The organism is Brevundimonas sp. FG128 (assembly GCF_057809775.1).
In genome coordinates this window covers 196,683-219,722 of the sequence record NZ_JBMDKP010000005.1, presented here as the reverse complement: position 1 = coordinate 219,722, position 23,040 = coordinate 196,683, and the positions used below count along the sequence as shown (strand labels likewise).

The following is a 23,040-nucleotide window of genomic DNA, read 5'->3' as shown; positions in this document are numbered from 1 at the left end:
GACCCACAGGATTTCCCCGCCTCATGACCGCATCGCCGCCCCGGATCGGAGGCCTGGACGTCGAAAGCTGGGGCGATCCCGAGGATCCGATCGTGCTGCTGATCGGCGCGCCTGATGGCCTATCCCGCGACTGGCGCCGCTCGGTGCGCGCGCTGGTCGAGGCGGGACGCCACGTCCTGCTGGCCGCCGGTTTCGACGAGGCCGACGACGGCCCCGTCGCCCTGAGACGGTTGCTGACCGAAATCCCCTCGCGCCCCGCCATCGTCTGTTCGGGCGCGACGCTGCAGGCCGTGGCGCCCGCCCTGGCCGTCACCGGCCCGGCCCTGGCCAGCTGTCTGGTGGTGGTGGCCGAGGGGCAGGCGCTGTCTCCTGACATAGACATCCTGCTGGCCGGTCTCCCGGTCCAGATCATCGCGCGCGACGAGGGCCCCGATCCGGTCGAGGCCGAGAACGCCGCCCTCCTGGGCTTTCTGGAACGCCAGGCCCCGCGCGAGGCCATGCTTTATCAGGCCGGCTCCGACCCCCGCACCCTGCGCGACGCCCTGGGCTGTTTCGCCACCGGCGTGACGGTGGTGACGACGCTGGACGAGGCGGGCCAGCCCATCGGCCTGACCGCCAACTCCTTCTCCTCGGTGTCGCTTGACCCGCCGCTGATCCTGTTCTGCCTGGCCCGGTCGTCCACCAACGTCGAACGCTTCCGCCAGGCCCGGCATTTCGCCATCAACGTCCTGCATATCGGCCAGCAGCCGACCTCCGGCGTCTTCGCCCGCTCGCACGCCGACCGGTTCCAGGACGTGGCGTGGGAGGCCTGGGACACCGGCGCGCCCATCCTGTCCGGCGCCCTGGCCAGCTTCGAATGCGGGACCGAACAGATCGTCGAGGCCGGCGACCATCTGGTCATCATCGGCCGGGTGACGCGCGCGCGGTTCGAGCCCCGCCGCGATCCGCTGCTCTATTTCCGGGGCAAGTATCGGCGGCTGCACTTTTCCTGACCGGCTCGGATCGCTATCTGTCCGCGCAACAAGAGGAAGCCGCTCCATGTCCGATCCCGTCGTCATCGTCTCCTACGCCAGAACCCCGATGGGCGGTTTCCAGGGCGCGCTGTCGGACGCCAAGTCCACCGACCTGGGCGCCGTCGCGGTCAAGGCGGCGCTGGAGCGCGCCGGGCTGGACCCGAACAAGGTCGAACAGATCATCATGGGCTGCGTCCTGCCCGCCGGCCTGGGCCAGGCGCCGGCGCGTCAGGCGGGGATGGGCGCGGGCCTGCCCGTCTCGACCGAGGCGACCACGATCAACAAGATGTGCGGCTCGGGCATGCAGGCGGCCATGATGGCGCACGACGCCCTGGCGGCCGGGTCCGCCGACGTCATCGTGGCGGGCGGCATGGAGTCCATGACCAACGCCCCGTATCTGATGCAAAAGCATCGGGGCGGCGCCCGCATCGGCCACGACGTCATTTCCGACAGCATGTATCTGGACGGGCTCGAGGACGCCTATACCCCCGGCAAGCTGATGGGTCAGTTCGCCGAGGACACGGCCAAGGTCTATCAGTTCACCCGCGAGCAGCAGGACGCCTACGCCATCGAAAGCGCCGGCCGGGCCAAGCGCGCCCAGGACTCAGGCGCCTTCGACGCCGAGATCGCCTCGGTCGAGGTCAAGACCCGCAAAGGCCCCGTCATCGTCGATCGCGATGAACAGCCGACCAAATCCGACCCCTCCAAGATCCCCAATCTGAAGCCCGCCTTCGGCAAGGACGGCACCATCACCGCCGCCTCGGCCGCCTCGATCTCGGACGGCGCCGCCGCCCTGGTAATGATGCGTCAGTCGACGGCCCAGGCCCTGGGCCTGACGCCCATCGCCCGCGTCGTAAGCCAGGCCGCCCATGCGCAAGAGCCCAGCCTGTTCACCACCGCCCCGGTCTTCGCCCTGCAGAAGGCGCTGAAGAAGGCGGGCTGGAGCGCCGACGACGTCGATCTGTGGGAGGTCAACGAGGCCTTCGCCATCGTGCCGATGATCGCCATGCGCGAACTCGGCATCCCCCACGACAAGATCAACGTCAACGGCGGCGCCTGCGCCCTGGGTCACCCGCTGGGGGCTTCAGGCGCCCGCGTCCTGACCACCCTCCTGTCCGCCCTGAAAGCCCACGGCAAGACCAAAGGCATGGCCGCCCTGTGTATCGGCGGCGGCGAAGCCACGGCGATGGGCGTGGAGTTGATCTAGGCCCTGGGCTCTTAGCGGACCCGATACATGAAAAAGGGCCGGCCGGTTTCCCGGTCGGCCCTTCGTCGTTCAGCCCTGCGTCTGGACGATCAGTATTTGACCTTCAGCGTCACGCCCCAGGTGCGCGGGGCGCCCAGGTAGGCGTTGTAGGTCGCCGTGTCGGTGGCGATGTTATAGTATGTGCCGTCGGCCTGGGGCGTCGTGGTGTTGGCGAAGGCCGTGCCCTGCAGCGGCGCGGCGAAGCCGACCTGAGTGTATTCTTCCTCCAACAGGTTCTGGGCCCAGACGTCCACGGTCCAGCGTTCGTCTTCCGAACCGATCGAGATGCGGCCGTTGACGACGGTGAAGGCGTCCTGGTTCTTGTAGGGCAGCAGGTCCGAGCCGGTGTTGTACTCGGTCGAATATTTGGCCGACAGGTTGAACCCGCCGCGCAGGCCGCCGCCCAGCGAGCGGTCGAAGGCCAAGGCGCCGGTCAGCGACCATTCCGGAGCGAACGAAGCGCGCGCGCCGGGCAGCAGCGATAGCTGCGGGAAGCGGCCGGGGCTGGACAGGTCGCCTGCGCCGAACTCGCCGTATTTGGCGTCGGTGTAGGTCACGCCGCCCTGGAACGACAGGCCCTCGACCGGGGTGAACCAGACCATGTCGGCGTCGACGCCGCGCGAGGTCAGCTCGGGGATGGATTCCACCACGAAGGCGGTGCCCAGGAAGGTGTTGAGCTGGAAGTTCTCGAACTTCTGATCGAAGTAGGTCAGGTTCAGCAACATGGTGCGGTTGAACAGGGTCGTCTTGACCCCCGCCTCATAGCTGTCGACCGTTTCGGCCGCGAAGAACAGCGAGGCGTCCGGCGTCACGCCCGTTTGCACCCGGTCCATATTGTAGCCCGCGCCCTTATAGCCGCGCGCATATGAACCATAGACCATGATCGACGGGTTGAAGCGGTAGGACGCCTTGATCGTGCCCGACAGGTCGGTGTCGCTGAACTTCTCCGAGATCGCCCGGTTGTCATACAGCGGGTTCGACCAGGGCAGGCAGAGCAGGCCCAGGGCGGCCGTCGGCGTGGACACATTGGCGGTGCCGGGGATGGGCGAGACGGCGAGATTGGCCGGGTTCTGGTTGGCCAGGGCGCCGCCGCAGGCCGCGCCGTTGCTTCCCAGATTGTCCTGGAGGCCCAACAGGCGCTTGCTGTCGTAGGTGTAGCGCAGGCCCAGATTGATATCGAAGGCCTCGCTCACCTTCCAGGTGTTGTTGGTGAACAGGGCCACCGATTCCGAGCGCTGCGAATAGTGGTCCTGATAGGCCTTGCCGGGGGTGAACCCAGGGGCCGTGGCGCTGGGGGGCACGAGGCCCGCGGCGCACAGGGGCGTGCCCGGCGGCACGGGCGAGGGCGGCGAGGGCGCCGTGCTGACCAGGAAGCCTTGCGGATTGGTGAAGCAGCCCAGACGACCGGGGTTCGGACCGCCCAGTGCCGCCGGCACCGTCGCCGTCAGCAGGAAGGAGGCGAAGGCGTTGTAGTCCGAGCCATAGACATAGCTGTCGTCGCGATAGACGCCTTCCTTGGTGGCGAACAGGCCGACCAGCCAGTCGAACTTGTCCGTCGAACCCGCCAGGCGGAACTCCTGGGTCAGGTTGTCGACGCCGTAGCCGTTGGAGCCGTCGTTGGCGCGGTACAGGATGTCGGCGCCGGTATAGTCGAGGTCCATCCCCTGCTGGAACGACCAGTCGCGCCACGAGGTCTGCGACGTCAGAGTGGCGTTGATGCTGGGGAAGTCGATCGTGGCTTCCGCCGACAGACCCATGTCCTCGATTTCCTGCGGGGTCTCGCGGTTGGAATAGGCCAGGCGCGAGAAGGGCACCGTGCCGAAACCGGCGACGGGCGGCGTCTGGCCGGGGCCGTTGGGCGCCGTCAGGGCGGCGATGAAGGCCTGCGACGGGCCGACGCGGGTCTGGACGGCGGCGCAGCAGAACTCGTCGCGCTTGGTGTAGTCCGCGATCAGGCGGATCGAGGTGGTGTCGTTGGGCAGGATCAGCAGCTGGCCGCGGCCGGTCCAGTAGTCCTGGGTATTGTCCTCGGTCAGGGTGCGCGGGCCGTCGCCGACGTTGACGTCGTAGAAGCCGTCACGCTCGCGGTGGGCCACGAAGATGCGCCCGGCGATCATGTCGGTGAGCGGGCCGGTGGCCGAGACGGAGCCGCCGACGGCGCCGAAGTTGCCGGCGGTCAGTTCCGCCGAGATCGACGGGTCGAACGACGGGCGCTCGGTGATGATGTTGATGACGCCGGCCGAGGTGTTCTTGCCGAACAGGGTGCCCTGCGGCCCCTTCAGGACCTCGATGCGGCTCAGTTCGCCCAGGTCGCCAAAGCCGACCGAGTTGCGCGAGCGATACACGCCGTCGATCACCACGCCGACCGAGCTTTCCAGGCCGGGGTTGTCGCCGACGGTGCCGGCTCCGCGGATGCGGACGGTGGTCGAGGCTTCCGACTGGGTCGAGGTGACGGTCATGCCGGGCGTCAGGATCTGCAGATCCTTGATGTCCTGCACGCCCGCGCCGTCCAGCAGTTCCTGCGAAAGGGTCGTGACCACGATCGGCACGTCCTGCAGGCTCTGTTCGCGCTTCTGGGCGGTGACGATGATGTCGTCGACGCTGGCCGGCGCTTCCTGCGCGGCGGCGGCCCCGGCGAGGCCCCCGGCGAGGCCGAAGACGGCGGCGCCCACGACGGCGGCGGACACGGTGGTCCTGAGTTGATGAGTGCGGCGCATAGGCGACCTCCCGGCTCTGAAGCTGTGACCGCATCAGGCGATCACGGCGTTTCCTGTTCCCAATCGACGCCCCTCTTCGTGGAGAGACGTTCAGTACCGTGAGGCTAAGCGCGCTTCGGCCCGACCCACAAGCGAGCGTTGTTACCCGCGACGATTTTTCGCCGCAGTTCGACCCGCGTGTGACAAGGAAGCGACAGAAAAACCTGACGCAAGGTCAGTATTTGCGCGGATTCATTGAGTTTCAGGTTCAGAAGAGGCGTCGCTGCGGCTGGTCTTTCCGCGCCCCGCCAGACCCAGCACCAAGGCTGCGGCCACGGCCGACAGGATCGACCCGCCAATGACGCCCAGCTTGACCTCGACCTGTTCGGGCGAGTCCACCGCGCCGGGGAAGGCCAGCACGCCGATGAACAGGCTCATGGTGAAGCCCACGCCGCACAGCAGCGACACCCCATAGACCTGCAGCCAGCTGGCGTCGGTCGGACGGGCGCCGATCTTCAGGGCCGAGGCCAGCCAGGCGGCGCCGAACACCCCGATCTGCTTGCCGAAGAACAGGCCCAGGGCGATGGCCACGACCAGGGGGGCGAACGCCTGTTCCATCGACAGGCCGGCGAAGGACACCCCCGCCTTGGCGAAGGCGAACAGCGGCAGGACCAGAAAGGCGTTCCACGGATGCAGGTCGTGGATGGCCTCCTTGAGCGGGCTCTGGCGATCTTCCTTCCTGGCCTTGATCGGCACGATCATGGCGAAGGCCACGGCGGTCAGGGAGGTGCTGAGCCCCGACAGGACCGTCAGATACCAGACCACGGCGAACCCCATGACCCAGAAGGGCGAGGCGAGGCGGATCCGGCTGGCCAGCACCCCGCCGAGGGTGATGAGGCCGAGAGCCCAGAACAGCGGCGTCCAGTTCGCGCCCTCGCTGAACAGCACGGCGATCAGGGCGATGGCGCCCAGGTCATCGACGATGGCGAGGGTCAGCAGGAAGACCCGCAGCGACGACGGCAATCCCTTGCCCACGAATCCGAAGATGGCCAGGGCGAAGGCGATGTCGGTGGCCAGCGGAATGGGCCAACCGGCGTGCGGCGCGCCCATCGTGCTCGACAACAGCAGATAGACCGCCGCCGGTCCCGCCATCCCGCCCAGCGCCGCCAGCACCGGCGTCGCCAGCTTGCGTGGATCGCTGAGTTCGCCGCGCACGATCTCGTATTTGATCTCCAGCCCCACCACGAGGAAGAAGATCGCCATCAGACCTTCCTTGATCCAGTCGGAGATCGTCTCCTCCAGCCGGATCGGGCCGAGCTGGAGCACATGATAGCTCTTCAGCCAGGTGAAATAGTCGCCGGCCCACGGCGAGTTGGCCACGATGACCGCAGCGATGGCGGCCAGCGCCAGGGCCGAACCGGAGGCGGCCTCGGTCTTGAGGAAATCAAGCGTAAATCTGCGCGCCACGGCGGCCTCCTAGCGGAATACTGAAGCTGTCGTGACGCCAGGTTATCGACGGGCGTCGGACCGGATTCGCCGTTTCTTCCTGGAAGACGACGCCGGCCTGGCCGCAAGCGCGACCTGATGGCTGCGACCAGGATAGCTCCTGCGTCTCCACGGGCCAAGACGTTCAGACCGTTTTACTTTTGCGCCCTACGAGGAGCTAACCGCGCGGGCCCAGCAATATGACCCCCGCCCCGGCCAGGCAGACCAGGCCGCCGATCAGGTCCCATCGGTCGGGCGTGGTCTTCTCGACCATCGCCATCCAGACCAGGGAGGCGCAGATATAGACCCCGCCATAGGCGGCGAAGGCGCGGCCCGCTGCGTCGCTGGGGACCAGGGTCAGCAGCCAGGCGAAGGCGATCAGGCAGACGACGCCCGGCGCCAGCCACAAGGGCGAACGATCCAGTTTCAGCCAGGCCCAGAAGGCGAAACAGCCGCCGATCTCCGCCAGCGCCGCCAACGGATAGATCAGCAAGGCTTTCACTCGGGCGTGTCCGTCTTCGCCTTGGCCCGTTCGGCCGCCAGCTTGGCCAGCACCCGTCCCCGCCCCTTGGCCAGGGCGTGGATGGCGCCGCGCATGGTGGCGACCTCTTGCTCCGAGAAGGCGGCGCGGCCCAGCATGACGCGCAGGTTCTGGCTCATCGAGCGCTTCTTCTCGGGCGGATAGAAGAAGCCGCCGTTTTCCAGCTCCTCCTCCAGGTGCTCGTACATTCCGACCAGAAGCTCGTTGGATGCCGGCGGCTCGCTGTCCCGGAAGCGCGGCGGCGGGGCGTCCAGGATCAGGGTGCGCCATTCATAGGCGTTGATCGCCACCGCCTGGGCCAGGTTCAGCGAATGGTGCCGGGGGTCGATGGGGATGGTGACGATGCCGGCGCACAGGGCGATGTCGGTCGTCTCCAGCCCCGCCCGTTCGCCGCCGAACAGCAGGCCGGTCTTCAGGCCCGAGGCGGTGTCGTCGTACAGGACGCGGCTCGCCTCGCGCGGGGTGCGGACCGGCTGGCGCGTCTCGCGCGGGCGGGCGGTGGTGGCGAAGACGGTGTTCAGATCGGCGACGGCGTCCGCCACGCTATCGAACACCCGCACGCCCTCCAGCACCCAGTCGGCGCCCGAGGCCATGGCCCAGGCCCGTTCCTGGGGCCAGCCGTCGCGGGGCGTGACCAGGCGCAGGTCCGTCAGGCCGAAGTTGGCCATCACCCGCGCCACGGCGCCGATGTTCTCGGCCATCTGCGACTTGTCGAGGATGACGGCGGGGGGTGTTAGCTCCGACAAGGAAATCAGTCCTCGCCCACCATGGCGATCCAGGGGTCGGCGGTTCCGGCCTCGACCTCGGCGACCTTGACGGCGGGCCAGCCGATGGAGGCGCTGCTCGAAGCGGTCCAGGCGGTGACGATGAAGTCGCGCAGTTCGCCGGCGCCCGCCGCCAGACGTTCGTTGACGAAGGCCGCGCCGCGCGGATCGGCGTCGCGGAAACCGCCCGCCTTTTCCAGCCGGTAGAAGGGGATGACCGTGCCCAGGGTCGTGGTCAGATAGGAGACGGTGCGCGCCTTGACGTCGAAATCGTCCAGATTGGCGGCGGGCATGGCGGCCTCGATGGCGTCCAGGCGGGCGACGCGACTGGCGAATTCGCCCTCGAACATGCCGTGGGTCTGGCGCGAGTTGGTGAAGCCTTCCGGGTTCGGGAAGTCGCCCCAGCCGTTGTAGTGAATGCTGGTGTGATGCGGTTGGGAGCCGTCGCCGACATAGTGGCCCATCACGCCGATGTCGCGCAGGATCAGGGCCTCGCGGCGGATGCGGTCGGCGCGGTACCAGGCCTGGCGTTCCATGTTCGTCTCGCGCTTCTCGGCGGCGTTCAGCACGCGCCAATAGGCGAAGTCGCGGCCCAGCTGCTGCCAGCCGTCCATCATGGCGTAGGGCAGATAGCCGGCGTCGTTCACGTCCAGACCGGCCTTGGTCAGGGCGGCGTCATATTCGGATTTCAGGCGCGGCAAGTCGGCGAGGGCCATGCCCCGCTGATCGAAGACGTGGCCCTGGTCGTCCATGTCGATGAAGTGGGCGGTGTCGCGCTCGCGGTCGTGCGGCTGGCCGGCGCCCTTCCAGCGGTCGGGCTCGCGCGCCAGTTCACCCACGTCGGCGACGGCGGCCGGGGTGCGCAGGAAGGCGGGCAGATCATCGGGCAAGGCCCGCATCGCCGCCACGCCGATCAGGCGGTGGCCGGTATTGCCCCAGGCGGTGACGGTGACGGCCGGCGCGGCGACCGCGATCAGGGCCAGGGCGGCGATGGCGAGACGTTTCATGGGGACGAACCTTTGGAGCGATCACGCCCGTCTAACGTATCCTTGATCGCCTCTCCAGCCCGCCCGGAGCCCCAAAAGGTTGCAAAGCGGCGCCGTGTCCCTAGGTTAGGAGGGCTCCCGCATCCTTATTTGTCAAACCCAGGCTCCACATCCTGCGGAGAGCGTCGGCGTGATTGCGTCGTCGCCGTCGTGACGGTTTGTGGACGCCAGACCGAAAGGACACGCCCATGCGCGCTCCCCGTCTCGCCCTTCTCGTTTCCGCCGCCGCCCTGCTGACCGCTGCGGGCGCGCAGGCCCAAACCCCGGCCCAAGCTCCGGCCCAGACCTCGCCCGCGGCGCCCGCCGCCGCGCCTGCGCAAACCATGCCCGCGCCCGCCGCCACGACCGGATCGGACTTCACCGACGACGAGCTGATGAAGTACGACGCCGCCATGACGCGCGTTCGCGCCGTCAGCGACACCCTGAACGGCGCAGAGCCCACGCCCGAACAGCAGGCCGAAATGGCCGCCGCCGTGCAGGAGTCCGGCCTGGAAGTCGTCCGCTTCAACGCCATTTCCAGCGCCGCCGCCGAAACCCCGGTGATCAACGCCCGCATCAACCTGCTGAAGGCGCCCGAGCCGGCCGCAGGATCGGTGGCCGCCAGCGTCACCGACGCGGAGCTGGCACAGTTCGTCACCGCCATGACCAAGATCCGCGCCATCACCGCCACCGTCCAGAACAACCAGGCGACGCCCGAGCAGAGCGCCCAGTTGACGGCGGCCGTCGAGGGATCGGGCCTGGCGGTCGATCGCTTCAACGCCATCGCCACGGCGGTGTCGCAGGACGCAGGCCTGCGTGCGCACGCCGAGTTCCTGGGCGCCCAGGCTCAGGCGGCCGGCGGCCAGTAAACGTCAGGCGTCGGCGGGTTCGCTGCTGCGCGTTTCCGGCGCGGCCGGACCCGCCTCGTCCTCGTTCAACAGACGGCCCTCGCGGCGGGGCTTGATGTAGGGCGCCGGTTGCGGCGTCGTCATGTTTCCGCGCATCAGCTGGCGGCCGGCGCTGAGGCCGCCCGTCAGTTGCAGGTCCAGGCGCGCCTCGTCGCGGCGGCGCACGTCGCCGATGGCCTCGGCCGCCTGGCCTTCGTCCATCCCGAGCTCGATCAGGGCGCGCTCGCCGAACTTCAGCGCGGATTCGAAGGTCTCGCGGATCTGGTAATCGACCCCGGCCTGGATCAGCCGCATCGAATGACCCCGGTCGAAGGCGCGGACCATGATCTTGGTGGTCGGGAACTCGGACTTGACCAGTTCGACGATGCGGTCGGCGACCTCGGGCTTGTCCACGCAGACCAGGACGATCTCGGCCTCGTCGGCGCCGGACGCCCGCAAGGTGTGCAGCTGGGCGCCGTCGCCGTAATAGACCTTGAACCCGAACTGCGAGGCGGCCTGGATCATCTCGACGTCGTTCTCGATGATCGACACGTCCACGTCCTTGGCCAGCAGAGGCTGAGACACGACCTGGGCGAAGCGGCCGAAGCCGATGATCAGGACCTGACCGCGCAGATCCTTGGCGAACTCCACCCCCTCGGCGCCCTCGGCGGAGACGACCGGCTTGGGCAGGAAACGCTGGGTCAGCAGGCTGGTCAACGGGGTCAGCGCCATGGACAGGATGACGATGGCCGACAGCATGGCGCCGACCTGGGCGTCGAACAGGCCGGCGGCGACAGCGGCGCCATAGAGCACGAAAGCGAACTCGCCGCCTTGGGCGAACAGGGCCGCGCGCTCGACCGCCTCATGGTGCGAAGCCTTGAACAGGCGCGCGATCCCATAGATGCCCAACGCCTTGACCGCCATGAAGGCGACCACGCCGCCGATGACCAGCCGCCAGTCGGCGACCACCACAGACAGGTCCAGCGACATGCCGACGCTGAGGAAGAACAGACCCAGCAGGATCGCGCGGAACGGCTCGACGTCGGCTTCCAGCTGGTGGCGGAAGGTGGATTCCGACAACAGGACGCCGGCCAGGAAGGCGCCCATGGCCATGGACAGGCCGCCCAGCGACATGGCCCAGGCCGCGCTGACCACGACCAGCAGGGCCGCCGCCGTCATGACCTCGCGCCCGCCGTATCGGGCCAGCAGGCGGAAGATGGGATTGACCAGATATTTGCCGGCCAGCAACACGCCGCCGACGGCCGCCAGCGCAAAGCCGATGGTCTGCCACAAGGGCGGCGCCTGTTCGTTCGCCACGCCAAGCACAGTCGCCAGGACGGCGACGATGGCCAGCAGCGGCACGATGGCCAGGTCTTCCAGCAGCAGGATGGACACCGACCGTTGGCCCGGCCCGCCCGCGATCTCGCCGCGCTCCTCCAGCATCTGCATGATGACGGCGGTGGACGACAGGACGAAACCCATGGCCCCGACGAAGGCGACCGGCGCGGAGAAGCCGGCCAGCATGGCCGTCAACGTCAGGATCAGGCCGCAGAACAGCACCTGGGCCGCGCCCAGGCCGAAGATTTCCTTCCTCAGCCCCCACAGGCGTTTGGGCCGCATCTCCAGCCCGATGATGAACAGGAAGATGACCACGCCGAACTCGGCGACGTGCAGGATGGTCTCGGGCTCCTGAAACAGTTTCAGCCCGAATGGCCCGATGGCCAGGCCCGCCGCCAGATAGCCCAGCACCGACCCCAGGCCGATGCGTTTGAACACCGGCACGGCGAGCACGCCCGCCGCCAGCAAGGCGGCCGCAGCGCCCAGATCCAGTCCCGTCGTCGCTTCGGCCATCGTGCTCCCCGCATGCTCAAGCTCCATTGTGGGGATGCGCGCAGCCAATTGCCATCGGCCTTGTGGCGAACGGCGGTTCGAGCGAAGACGCGGCCATGTCGCGTTCGCTGATGCTCGCCCTGTTCACCCTGACCTTCGGCCTGGCCGCGCCCGGCGTCGGACGGGCTCAAACCGACGCACCCGAGGCCGCCGTGGCCCAGGGCCGTGTGCGGGGCGTGACCCTTGATGGGACGGACCAATTCCTGGGCCTGCCCTACGCTGCGGCACCAGTCCGCGACCTGCGTTTCGCCCCGCCCGCGCCCGCGCCGGCCTGGGACGACGTGCGTGACGCCGGCCGGGCGGGACCGCGCTGTCCGCAAGGCGGCGGCCCCGACACCTGGTCGGAGGACTGTCTGGTGCTGAACGTCATCCGTCCCTCTGCGCCGGCCGCCCAGCCGCGCGCCGTGATGGTCTATGTGCACGGCGGGGGCGCCACCAGCGGATCGGCGGCGGACAACGGCGGCGCCGCGCTGGCGCGCGAAGGCGACATCGTCGTCGTGACCATCAACTACCGCCTGGGCGCGCTGGGCTTTCTAACCCATCCGGCGGTGGCGGCGGTGGAAGGCCAGGCGGGCAACTATGGGGTTCTGGACACGCGCGCGGCGCTGATCTGGGTGCGCGACAACATTCGGGCCTTCGGGGGCGACCCGGAAAAGGTGACGCTGGCGGGCGAGTCCGCCGGCGGCACGGTGATCTGCAACCTGGTCGCAGGCGCGGACGCGGGCACGCTGTTTCGCGCCGCCATAATCTCCAGCGACGATTGCCTGCACGACGTCGACGACCTGACCGTGTCCATCGCGCGCGGGCTGGAGACGGCCCGCCGACTGGGATGCGAGGAGGCCGCCGATCCGCTGGCCTGTCTGCGCGGCCGTTCGGCGGTCGAGATTCTGGCTGCGGGAGGTTTTGCGGCACCGCATTACGGCGGACGGACCGAGCCAGGCCGCAGCGCCTTCGACCGGATCGCCGCAGAGGGCCGCGCACCCATCCCGCTGATGATCGGCGCCAACGCCGAAGAGGGACGCATCGCCGGCCCCGCCTTCGTCGGCTTCGACGTCGCCGAATACCGCGCCTGGCTGCGTCGCCTGGTGGACGAGGAGAACGCGCGACGGATCGAGGCCCTCTATCCGCTGGACCCGGCGCATGGCGACCATGCGGCGGCCGAGGCGATCACGCGCATCCTGACCGACAGCGGCATGCGCGGTTACGGCGGCTGCGCCAGCCTGGTCCTGGCCGAAAACGCCGCCCGACAGGGGCCCGTCTGGTTCTACGAGTTCGCCGACCTGAACCCGCCGATGTGGGACGGTCCGGACGGCTGGCGGTTCGGCGCCGCCCATGCTGCGGAACTGGCCTATCTGTGGCCGGACGGCGTGTTCCAGAGCCATTCGACCCGGTTCGAGCCCGCCCAGGCCGCGCTGGCCCAGCGGATGCGCCAACGCTGGAGCGCCTTCGTGCGCACCCTGTCGCCGAACGCCGAGGGCCTGGCGCCCTGGTCGGGCGTCGGGGAGGCGAACGCCGCCATCGTGTTTCGACCCCAAGGGGACGTCGTCGTGCCGATGTCGGGGCTGAGCGACGCGCATCACTGCGCCTTCTGGCGGTCGATGCCGTGGATCATGGATCGCGGCGAAGACTGAGGCTGTCGTCAGCGTCACCGCGCGCGCCGGACGCGTGCAAGCATTCGTTTCGCCATAGTTTCGACGAACACGGGCCGACGAATGTCGTCGGGGGCGAGAAAGCGGGAGGACGCCATGTCTCATATTTCACGGGCCGCTCTGGCGGCCCTGATCGGTCTTTCGTTCGTCGCGCCGCCGGTGGCTCTGCCGTCAGTCGCCCTGGCCAAGCCGATGGACGGCGAGGCGACGCCTGCGGCCTGCGGACCGCTGGGTTTCGACCTGCGGCCGTCGGCGCTCATGCCGGCCCTCGTGCGCCGGGTGGCGCCCGCGGGGCCTCCCGTTATGGTCGCGCCCACCCGCAAGGAGGATCGCGTCGAATACGCCGCGCCGCCGCCACCGCCTCCGCCACCGCCGCCTCCGGCCCCGCCCGCGCCGATGCGGCCGACGGTGATGCAGAACAATGTCGTCGTCAGCGGCTCGAGGATCATTCCGGGCGGCGTGGCGCCTGCGCCGGCAGACACCGAACGCTATCCCGATGCGACGCCCAATCCGGTGAAGCGGACCAGCGATCAGCCGATCTCGACCTTCTCCATCGACGTGGACACCGCCGCCTATTCGAACATCCGCCGCTTCATCGACGAGGGGCGCATCCCCCCCAGGGACGCGGTGCGGGTGGAGGAGCTGATCAACGCCTTCGACTACGATTACGCCCGGCCGACCGCGCAGAGCCGGCCGTTCGCCGTCACCACGGCGGTCACCGCTTCGCCTTGGGCGCCGGGGCGTGAGATCGTTCATATCGGTCTGCAAGGCTATGAACTGCCCGCCGGGGAGCAGCGGCCGCTGAACCTGACCTTCCTGGTCGATGTCTCGGGATCGATGGCGTCGGCCGACAAGCTGGACTTGGCCAAGAAGGCGATGAACCTGGCCATCGACCGGTTGAGGCCGCAGGACACCCTGGCGGTCACCTATTATGCGGAAGGCGCCGGCACGACCTTGCAGCCGACGCCGGGCGATCAGAAGCTGAAGATGCGCTGTGCGGTCGCCAGTCTGCGCGCGTCGGGCGGCACCGCTGGGGCGACCGGCATGACAAACGCCTATGACCAGGCCCAGGCCAGCTTCGCACGCGACAAGGTCAACCGCATCCTGATGTTCACCGACGGCGACTTCAACGTCGGCGTCACCGACGACAAGCGGCTGGAGGACTATGTCGCCGACAAGCGCGGGACCGGCGTCTATCTGTCTGTCTATGGCTTCGGGCGCGGCAACTATCAGGACGCTCGGATGCAGACCATCGCCCAGGCCGGCAATGGGGTGGCGGCCTATGTGGGGGACCTGCGCGATGCGCGCCGGCTGTTCGGCCCGGCCTTCGACAAGGGCGCCTTCCCCATCGCCGACGACGTCAAGATCCAGGTCGAGTTCAACCCCGCCCGCGTCGCCGAATGGCGGTTGATCGGATACGAGACCCGGCTGCTGAACGAGGAGGATTTCAACAACGACCAGGTCGACGCGGGCGAGGTCGGATCGGGCGCCAGCGTCACGGCCCTGTATGAGATCACCCCCGTCGGCGGCCCGACCCAGGTTCCCGAGCGTCGCTATCCGGACAACCGCATCGGCGTGGGCGGCGGCGATCCGAACGGCGAGATCGGCTTCATCCAGGTGCGCTACAAACAGCCGGGCCAGAGCCGGTCGGAGTTGATCCAGCAGCCGCTGACCAACGCCGCTTCCGGCCGGGTCGGCGCCCAGCCGCCCGAGGCGACGCGCTGGGCCATCGCCGTCGCCGGCTTCGGCCAGAAGCTGCGGGGCGATCCGTGGATGGCGGCCGACTATGGCTGGGACCGGATCGTCGATCAGGCGCAAGGGGCCAGGGGCGAGGATCCGTACGGCGACCGGGCCGAGTTCGTGCAGATGGTGCGGGCGGCCGAGAGCCTGCCGCCGCAACGCACGCCCTGATCGGAACCGCTACGCTCGCGGCGGGTTTCCAGCGCAACGCTTCAACCAAGGAAACCCGCCATGAAGATCCGCGACGTGATGACCAAGGACGTGCATCTGGCCCGCCCCGCCGACAGCATCCAGGATGTGGCCAGCCGCATGGCCAAGGGCGGCTTCGGCTTCGTGCCCGTGGCGGACGGCGACCAGCTGATCGGCACGATCACCGACCGCGACATCGTGGTGCGGGCGCTGGCGACCGGCGCGGCCTCCAGCGCGGCGGTGGTGGAGTTCATCACCCGCGATCCGCACACGGTGCTGGACACCGACGACCTGAAGGTCGTGCTGGACCTGATGGGGTCCAAACAGATCCGCCGCGCGCCCGTCGTGGACAAGCATGGCCGCGTCGTCGGCGTGGTCTCGCTGGGCGATCTGTCCACGCGGGTGAAGGAGAAATACGCCGGCGAGACGCTGGAAAGCATCTCGCGTTAAGACCTGCGTAACCGCGCCCCGACACCGGGCGTCAAGGATCGTCGTTCATCCTGTCCTTTGAATTCTCGGAGAGGTCCATGGCGCGCGCGCAGTTCCAGAAGGGTCAGAAGGTCTGGGTCGAATGCGTCGGCGCCTGGGCCTTCATCGAACAGGTCCAGCCCGTGTGGGCCAAGGGCTTCGAAGAGCCCGTGCGCGTCACCTATGATGTCGGCCTGGGCCGAGAGTTCACCGCCAATGAGCTGATGCTGGCGACGGACGACCCGACGGTCGCGGGCGGCCTGGGCGAATGGCGGCTGCTGCGCGCGCGCAACAAGTGGCAACTGCCCGAGGACTGTCTGCACCATCCCCACCCCGGCACCTATCCCGTCGTGGTCACCGACCGCGCGGACTGGGGCGGCTGGCGCGTGCCGGGCGCGGAATACGACCGCGATCCGCAGCATATCGAGCTTCAGGCCCGGCTGATCGCCGCCGCGCCCCAGCTGATGCAGATCGCCGAGGCCCTGGTGGATCTGGTCTCTGAAAGCCCTGACGACGCGCCGCCCGAGGTGCTGACCCTGGCCCGTCAGGCGCGCGATACGCTTCAGGGCGTGACACGGGTGCTGGAATCCGCGCCAGAGCGCATTCCCTCGCCGGTCGCCTGAAGACGTCGAAAAGGCGTAACCAAGCCTCGACAGGAATCCGCGACGCAGCCTAGATTCCCCCGACAGCTGATTTGCCGGAGGGACAAGCTTGCGCGACGAGGAGCGGCGGGAAGAACGGCCGGGGCGTCGCGCCGCCGACCGCGCCGTCGGCGCGCCGGCCTGGCTGCGCGTCACTGCCCTTGCGCTGGCTCTCGTCACGACCGGCTATGTCCTTCTGGCGTCACGCGAAATCACCCAGCCGACGCGCGACGTCAGCCGGCTCGAAACCGAGAACCTGACGCTGAACGCTCGCCTGGTCGCCAGCGAGACCGGCGCCCTGATCCAGTCCGCCCGCGCGGGCCTGGCCGTCGGCCAGGCCGAGGCGGCGGCCGGTCGCACGCCGGCCGAGGTGGTCGAGGCGGCCCGACGCGCGGCGCCCAGGGCCGGTTTTTCACTGATCGGCGCCGACGCCGTTGTTCAGGCGAGCGCGGGCGAGGGCGAGATGACGGCCGCGAGCGCGGACTTGGACGGTCGGCGTCTGGAGGCGCGCATCGACCCGCCGTCTGCGGCTTCGGACGACGCGCGGATCGTGTCGCCGGCGGGGGTGGTGCTGGCGTCCAGACGCGCGGCCGAGATCGGTCAGCCGATCCGGGCGCTGGTGGGCGTCGACGCCGCCGCCCTGGCCGAGCTGTCGAGCCCGCGCAACGTCGTGATCGACGGCAAGACCCGGACGGTGGTCGCCGCCCGCACCACACCCGACGGTCCCTATGTCGTGGCCCTGTCGAAGGACGCTGCGTCCGCCTTCCTGGACGACGCTTGGCTGGTGGCGGTTCCGCTGCTGCTGGGCCTGGTGGTCGTCGCCCTGTTCGTCTTCTACGGCTTTCGCCAGACCCGTCAGCACCGCGAGCGCATCTCCACCGAGAAGCGGTTCCGCATTGCGGTCGAGGCCGCGCGGTGCGGCGTGTGGGAATGGGACCTGAAGAAGGACGAGGTCTCCCTGTCCGACTATATGGCCGCCCTGCTGGGTTTTGATCGCGGCGGCGTCACCTCAGGCGAGGAGGTGATCGCCCGGGTGCATCCGCGCTTCCGTGAGGAGGTGCTGCATGCGCTGCGCCAGGCTGCGGCCTATGGCGCCTTCGAGATCACCTTCCCGGTGGCCGGCGCCGACGGCCGCACCCGCTGGATCGACGCGCGCGGCCAGGCGCGGGGGACACGCGGCGAGACCGGCTTCACCGCCATACTGGGCGTGGCGCTGGACATCACCGAGGCCCGCCGCGCCAAGGCCGCCGCCCAGGCCGCCGAGAGCCGGCTGCGCGACGGGGTGGAGAGCATCTCCGACGCCTTCGTCCTGTTCGACCGCCAGGGGCGGCTGATCCTGTGGAACCAGGCGTTCGAGGACGCCTTCGGCTTCGAGCACGGCGTGGTGCGGCGCGGCGCGATGAAGGACGAGCTGAACCGCATCGCCGGCCTGGCCATCAAGGCCGAGCACCGTCCCGCCGGCGGGCGCGCGGGTCTTCGCGAGGTGGAACTGCACGACGGGCGCTGGCTGCAGCTGTCCGAACGGTTCACCTCGGAAGGCGGCTCGGTCGTCACCGCCGCCGACATCACCGCCATCAAACGCCAGGAGGCCGAGCGTCGCCGCGCCGCCGACGACCTGCGCGCCACGGTCGATCAGCTGGAAGCCAGTCGCGAGACGCTGGCGCTGCTGGCGCGCAAATACGAGGTCGCCATGACCCGCGCCGAGGCCGCCAACCAGGCCAAGTCCGAGTTCCTGGCCAATATGAGCCACGAGCTGCGCACGCCCCTGAACGCCATCAACGGCTTCTCGGAGATCATGGCCAGCGAGCTGTTCGGGCCGCTGAACGAGAAGTACAAGGGCTATGCGGGCGACATCCTGAAGTCGGGCCAGCACCTGCTCAGCCTGATCAACGACGTGCTGGACATGGCCAAGATCGAGGCCGGCAAGATGACCCTGCACTATGAGCCGGTGTCGCTGCGCGAGGTGTGCGAGGACGCGGTGCGCCTGATGCGCGGCAAGGTGCAGGAGGCGGGGCTGAAGATCTCGGTCGAGGGCGGCGACCTGCCCGACATCGAGGCCGACCACCGGGGGGTCAAACAGGTGCTGCTGAACCTGATCTCCAACGCGGTGAAGTTCACCCCCGAGGGCGGCTCCATCATCCTGGCGCTGACGCCGTTCCAGGGGGCGGCAGGCGAGGACCGCATCCGCGTCGCCTGCGCCGACACCGGCATCGGCATCGCCCCCGACGACCTGGTGCGCCTGGCCCGCCCGTTCGAACAGGTCGAGGGCCAGCACTCCAAGACCACGCAAGGCACCGGCCTGGGCCTGGCCCTGACCAAGGCCCTGATCGAGATGCACGGCGGCCAGCTGACCATGGAAAGCGAACCCGGCGTCGGCACGGTGGTCAGCTTCGACCTGCCGGTGAAACGGCCGGACCAGACGGTGCAGCCGATCCGGGCGGCGTTCGCGGCCTAGGGCGTTCAACCCGTCAGCTTAGCGGCCTCCGCCGTGTTGAGAGATGATGACCGCGTTCGACCCAAAGGCGACTTCGCGCCTGATCGGGCTGTGCATGATTGTGCGTTCGCGGCATGTTGGGGCATGCGCTCGATTTTATTCTCAGTCTTCGTGGTTCTGGCACTGGCCGGTGTCGCCGATGCCCAAGTCCGAACAGATGCCGGACGTCTCCCCCTTCGTGACTGGCTCGATCCCGATCTCGGCGGCTCGATAGTCGAGGGGGTCGCGACACACGACAGCCTCTGGCTGCGAGGCGCGTCAAACAATGTCGTCCGATTTGATCGGCGATCTGGCGAACGGTCAGTCGCCGCAACGGATGTTCTGGATGTGCTGGTAGACGGTCCGCATCTCTGGGCGTTGGTCGCTCTGAACGCGAATGAAAGCCTCGTGCGCGATCTGTGGGACACTGGTTTGCCGGATCGGCGAGTTTATTTGGAAGGTAGCCTTCTCGCCCTGTTCGCGACCCCGACCGGTCCGGGGGTTTTGACAACCACGAAGGATTTGCTGCCTTCGGGTGAGCACTGGGACCGGAGACAGCTTGCTGCATTGCTGGAGCCTGGTGCGCACGTCTCGGCTCTCACTGCCAACACCCTGTTTGTCGGCTACAACAGGGGAGAGTGGGGTGGCGGATTGCGTCGCGTTGATACCTTAACCGGCACGATTTCCGTCGTGAAGGACCCGAACGACCAGACCTGCGGTGGGCGGCTCGATCCTGAATGCGCTCCGGTCGTCGGCGTCATCCCAGACACGGAGTATGCTGGATGCGTGTTGGTCGGAGCCAGCTTGGCGCATCTCAGCGGACGATACGGCGAAGTCCTGAGGGTTTGCGATGACAGGATCACGGCGGTCTTCTCCGATCAGCTGCCCATCGTGCCTAACTCAATCGTCAATCGTCCCGGCCAGACTTGGCCGTTCACGAGTTTGGTTCCGACCAACGATGGCTGGGTGGCAGTCGGTCAGGACCGCTTTGCCCGTTCGCGAGCCAATGTTGTGACCATGGGCGACGTCCCAGCTCTTCGGTCTTGGGCAGGACTCCAGATTTCCGCACCAGCCGACGGCGTCATTTTCGTCGAAGCGGCCTGTTGCTGGGGATCGGAGGCGTCTGTCCAGTATCAGGTCGTGGCGATCCCCGTTGAGCCATGAAATCAGATCGGAAGGTCCGCTACCCCACCCTTTGCGGACCCGCCGAGGGTCCGCAAAGGGATGATCGACCTCACTCCACCACCGTCCCCGGTCTCGGCTTGGCCAGCTCGCGCTGTCCCGCCGTTGAGCGGCTCAGGATGCGGCGGCCCCAGCCGGCGATGTCGTCGACTATGGTGAAAATGGCGGGGATGTAGAGCAGGGACAGGAAGGTCGAGGAGATCAGTCCGCCCAGCACGGCGATGGCCATGGGCGAGCGGAACTGGACGTCGGCGCCGACCCCCATGGCGATGGGCACCATGCCCGCCCCCATGGCGAAGGTGGTCATCAGGATGGGCCGGGCGCGCTTGTGCGCCGCGTCCATGATGGCCTCGTGGCGCGGCATGCCGTCCCGCTCGGCCATGATGACGTAGTCGACCAGCAGGATGGAGTTCTTGGCCGCGATCCCCATCAGCATCAGCACCCCGATCAGGGCCGACATGGAGAAGTTGGCGCCGCCGATGGCCAGGGCGATGAAGGCGCCGCCGATAGCCAACGGCAGGGCCGCCATGATGGTGATCGGATAGGCGAAGCTTTTGAACAGCAACGTCAGAACCGCATACATCAGCAGGATGCCCGAGGCGAAGGCGATGGCGAAGCCGGTCAGCATCTCCTGGATGAACTCGGCGTCGCCGGCCGGCACCTGGCGCACGCCGGCGGGCAGGTTCTGGACCGAGGGCAGGCGGTTGACGGCAGCCCCGGCCGCGCCGGTGGCGATGCCGTCCAGCTCGGCGCTGATCGAGGCGATCCGCGACCGGTCCTGGCGGGTGACGGTGGCGGGACCGGCCCCGAACTGGATGTCGGCGACGGCGCTCAGCGGCACGGAGTTTCCGCCGTTGCCCGGCACGCGCAGGTTCTCCAGCACGGTCAGATCCTCGCGCGCGTTCTCCGTCAGTTGAAGGCGGATCGGGATCTGGCGGTCGCCCAGATTATATTTGGGCAGGTTCTGATCCACGTCGCCGATGGTGGCGACCCGCACGGCCTGGGAGATGGCGCCGGCCGAGACGCCAGCCAGGGCCGCCTCGTCGGGACGCGGCGTGACCAGAATTTCGGGACGGGCGATGGCGGCCGAGTTGACGATATTGGCCAGGCCGGGAACGCCGCGCATCTCCTCTTCGACCTTGCGCGCTGCGGCGTTCAGGGCGTCGGGATTATCGCTCAGGATCGAGAAGGTGTAGCTGGTGCCGTCGCCGGGACCGCCGCCTTGCTGGGCGATGCCCGCGCGGATGCGGGCGCCGGGGATCTGTTTCAGCTCGTCCACCATGGCACGGGCGAAGGCCTGCTGGCTCAGGTCGCGGTCGCCCTTGGGCACCATGTCGGCATAGACATTCGCCTGGGTCACGTCCTGACCGCCGACGGCGGCGTAGACCGAGGTGACCTCGGGACGGGCTTCCAGCCGCCTGGTCACCTGCTGAACCACGGCGTCGGTCTGGCGCAGGGTCGAGCCGGGCGGAAGCTCGACCTGGAACGCGGCGCGGGCGACGTCGCCGGGCGACATGAACTCGAACGACATCTTGGCCACGATGGCCGTGCCGACCGATCCGACCAGGAACAGGATGCCGATGACGAACACCTTCCACCGGTTGCCCAGCGACCAGCGCAGCGCCTTCAGATAGCCGCCCATCCAGAACGGATCCTTGTCCTCATGGTGGCTGTGCTTGAGGATGAAGGCCGCCATCAGCGGCGTCAGGGTCCGCGCGACCAGCAGAGAGAAGGCCACGGAGACACAGGCCGCCAGGGCGAAGGCCTTGAAGAACTGGCCGATGATGCCGGGCATGAAGCCGACCGGCGCGAAGACGGCGATGATGGTGGCGGTGGTGGCCACGACCGCCAGGCCGATCTCGTCGGCCGCCTCCAGCGAGGCGTCATAGGGCGGCTTGCCGTCGCGCATGTGGCGGACGATGTTCTCGATCTCCACGATGGCGTCGTCGACCAGGATGCCGATGGTCAGCGACAGGGCCAGCAGGGTCACCACGTTCAGCGACTGATCCAGCGGGCCCAGGATGGCGAAGGTCGGGATCAGCGACATCGGCATGGCCGTCGCCGCGATGAAGGTGGCCCGCCAGTCGCGCAGGAAGATGAAGACGATGATGACCGCCAGCACGGCGCCCAGCAGCAGGGCCTCCAGCGAGGCGAGATAGCTTTCCTCGATCTGTTCGACGCTGGCCGTGACCTGCTGGATCGTCAGTTCGGGATGGGCGTCGTCGAGTTTCTTGACCTCTTCGCGGACCTTCTCCGCGACCTTGACCTCGGACGCGGTGCGCGAGCGCAGGAAGTTGAAGGTGACGGCCTCCTGGCCGTTGTAGCGGGCCAGGCGGCGCGGTTCGCTCCACTTGTCCTCGACCTTGCCCAGATTATCCAGACGCACCGTCTTGCCGTCGCCCAGCGGGATCAGGGTGCCGCTAAGCTGTTCGACCGAGGTGGCGGCGCCCAGGGTGCGCACGGCGCGTTCGGACCCGGCGATGGTGACGCGGCCGCCCGGCAGGTTGTTGTTGACGTTGTTCAGCGCCTGGCTGACCTCGGCGGCGGTGACGCCATAGGCGGCCAGACGTTGCGGATCCAGCTCGACGCGGATCTCGCGATCCACCCCGCCCGAGCGGTTGACCTCGCCCACGCCGCCCAGGGCCAGCAGGCCCCGGCTGACTTCGTTGTCGATGAACCAGCTGATCTCTTCCGGCGTCATGGTCGGCGAGCGGACCACATAGGTGATCAGGGCGTCGCCGGTGATGTCGATGCGCTGGACCGCCGGTTCCTGCATGTCCTGGGGCAGGCTGGCGCGCAGGCCGGTCATGGCGTTGCGCACGTCGTTGGTCGCGCGGTCGGTGTCGGTGCCCAGTTCGAACTCGATCGTCGTGGAGGACACGCCGTCGGTGATGTTCGACGTGATGTGGCGCACGCCCGACAGGCCGGCCAGCGAATCCTCGATCAGGCGCGTGACCTGAACCTCCATCTCCGCCGGGGCCGAGCCGGGGCGGGCGGCCGTGACGGCGACCAGGGGGAAGTCGATGTCGGGGTTCGAGTTGATCCGCATCCCCATGAAGCCGACCACGCCGCCGAGCGTCAGCAGCAGGAACAGCAGGATGATCGGAATCGGGTTCTTGATCGCCCAGGACGACATCTGGTTCATGGCGTC

At 68.4% G+C, this 23,040-nt stretch carries 16 protein-coding genes; 9 read left to right on the top strand and 7 right to left on the bottom strand.

Annotated features, from left to right (window positions below; all coding sequences use genetic code 11):
- Positions 1-23 precede the first annotated feature (23 nt).
- Both ACODSC_RS14355 and ACODSC_RS14350 read left to right on the top strand, forming a co-directional pair.
- Positions 24-992, top strand: a complete 969-nt coding sequence (locus ACODSC_RS14355) for a flavin reductase family protein (protein WP_488814672.1) — start codon at positions 24-26, stop codon at positions 990-992.
- Positions 993-1,038: 46 nt separating this feature from the next.
- A complete protein-coding gene (locus ACODSC_RS14350) occupies positions 1,039-2,220 on the top strand; it encodes an acetyl-CoA C-acyltransferase (RefSeq protein WP_488814671.1) in 1,182 nt (393 codons plus the stop codon).
- An 89-nt stretch (positions 2,221-2,309) separates the two neighbouring features.
- On the opposite strand, the gene ACODSC_RS14345 is transcribed toward ACODSC_RS14350, so the two are convergent.
- From ACODSC_RS14345 to ACODSC_RS14325, 5 genes are all read right to left on the bottom strand, one after another.
- On the bottom strand, positions 2,310-4,976 hold the full coding sequence (locus tag ACODSC_RS14345) for a TonB-dependent receptor (protein ID WP_488814670.1): 2,667 nt from the start codon (positions 4,974-4,976) through the stop codon (positions 2,310-2,312).
- Between the two features lie 231 nt (positions 4,977-5,207).
- The gene (gene nhaA, locus ACODSC_RS14340) at positions 5,208-6,422 is read right to left on the bottom strand and encodes a Na+/H+ antiporter NhaA (protein ID WP_488814669.1); all 1,215 of its coding nucleotides are present in this window, start codon (positions 6,420-6,422) and stop codon (positions 5,208-5,210) included.
- A gap of 196 nt (positions 6,423-6,618) precedes the next feature.
- Positions 6,619-6,942 (bottom strand): YnfA family protein, encoded by a 324-nt coding sequence (locus ACODSC_RS14335; protein ID WP_488814668.1) that lies wholly within the window; start codon positions 6,940-6,942, stop codon positions 6,619-6,621.
- Positions 6,939-7,727: an RNA methyltransferase gene (locus tag ACODSC_RS14330; RefSeq protein ID WP_488814667.1), complete on the bottom strand. Its 789-nt coding sequence runs from the start codon at positions 7,725-7,727 to the stop codon at positions 6,939-6,941. The genes ACODSC_RS14335 and ACODSC_RS14330 overlap by 4 nt, the downstream gene beginning before the upstream one ends.
- 5 nt (positions 7,728-7,732) lie before the next feature.
- A complete protein-coding gene (locus tag ACODSC_RS14325) occupies positions 7,733-8,752 on the bottom strand; it encodes a phospholipase C/P1 nuclease family protein (protein WP_488814666.1) in 1,020 nt (339 codons plus the stop codon).
- Positions 8,753-8,979: 227 nt separating this feature from the next.
- Between ACODSC_RS14325 and ACODSC_RS14320 the strand changes: the two genes are divergently transcribed.
- A complete protein-coding gene (locus tag ACODSC_RS14320; RefSeq protein ID WP_488814665.1) occupies positions 8,980-9,639 on the top strand; it encodes a DUF4168 domain-containing protein in 660 nt (219 codons plus the stop codon).
- 3 nt (positions 9,640-9,642) lie between these two features.
- On the opposite strand, the gene ACODSC_RS14315 is transcribed toward ACODSC_RS14320, so the two are convergent.
- The gene (locus ACODSC_RS14315; RefSeq protein ID WP_488814664.1) at positions 9,643-11,508 is read right to left on the bottom strand and encodes a monovalent cation:proton antiporter-2 (CPA2) family protein; all 1,866 of its coding nucleotides are present in this window, start codon (positions 11,506-11,508) and stop codon (positions 9,643-9,645) included.
- A gap of 95 nt (positions 11,509-11,603) precedes the next feature.
- Between ACODSC_RS14315 and ACODSC_RS14310 the strand changes: the two genes are divergently transcribed.
- The 6 genes from ACODSC_RS14310 (at position 11,604) to ACODSC_RS14285 (ending at position 19,871) form a co-directional block, all read left to right on the top strand.
- Positions 11,604-13,178 (top strand): carboxylesterase/lipase family protein, encoded by a 1,575-nt coding sequence (locus ACODSC_RS14310; RefSeq protein ID WP_488814662.1) that lies wholly within the window; start codon positions 11,604-11,606, stop codon positions 13,176-13,178.
- Between the two features lie 114 nt (positions 13,179-13,292).
- Positions 13,293-15,107: a vWA domain-containing protein gene (locus ACODSC_RS14305; RefSeq protein WP_488814661.1), complete on the top strand. Its 1,815-nt coding sequence runs from the start codon at positions 13,293-13,295 to the stop codon at positions 15,105-15,107.
- A 60-nt stretch (positions 15,108-15,167) separates the two neighbouring features.
- Complete coding sequence (locus tag ACODSC_RS14300; RefSeq protein WP_488814659.1) at positions 15,168-15,575, top strand: CBS domain-containing protein; 408 nt, start codon at positions 15,168-15,170, stop codon at positions 15,573-15,575.
- A 77-nt stretch (positions 15,576-15,652) separates the two neighbouring features.
- A complete protein-coding gene (locus tag ACODSC_RS14295; RefSeq protein ID WP_488814658.1) occupies positions 15,653-16,216 on the top strand; it encodes a hypothetical protein in 564 nt (187 codons plus the stop codon).
- Between the two features lie 88 nt (positions 16,217-16,304).
- A complete protein-coding gene (locus ACODSC_RS14290) occupies positions 16,305-18,689 on the top strand; it encodes a sensor histidine kinase (RefSeq protein ID WP_488814657.1) in 2,385 nt (794 codons plus the stop codon).
- A gap of 123 nt (positions 18,690-18,812) precedes the next feature.
- Positions 18,813-19,871, top strand: a complete 1,059-nt coding sequence (locus tag ACODSC_RS14285; RefSeq protein WP_488814656.1) for a hypothetical protein — start codon at positions 18,813-18,815, stop codon at positions 19,869-19,871.
- Between the two features lie 70 nt (positions 19,872-19,941).
- Here ACODSC_RS14285 and ACODSC_RS14280 read toward each other — a convergent pair whose 3' ends face one another.
- On the bottom strand, positions 19,942-23,034 hold the full coding sequence (locus ACODSC_RS14280) for an efflux RND transporter permease subunit (protein ID WP_488814655.1): 3,093 nt from the start codon (positions 23,032-23,034) through the stop codon (positions 19,942-19,944).
- Positions 23,035-23,040: the final 6 nt, after the last annotated feature.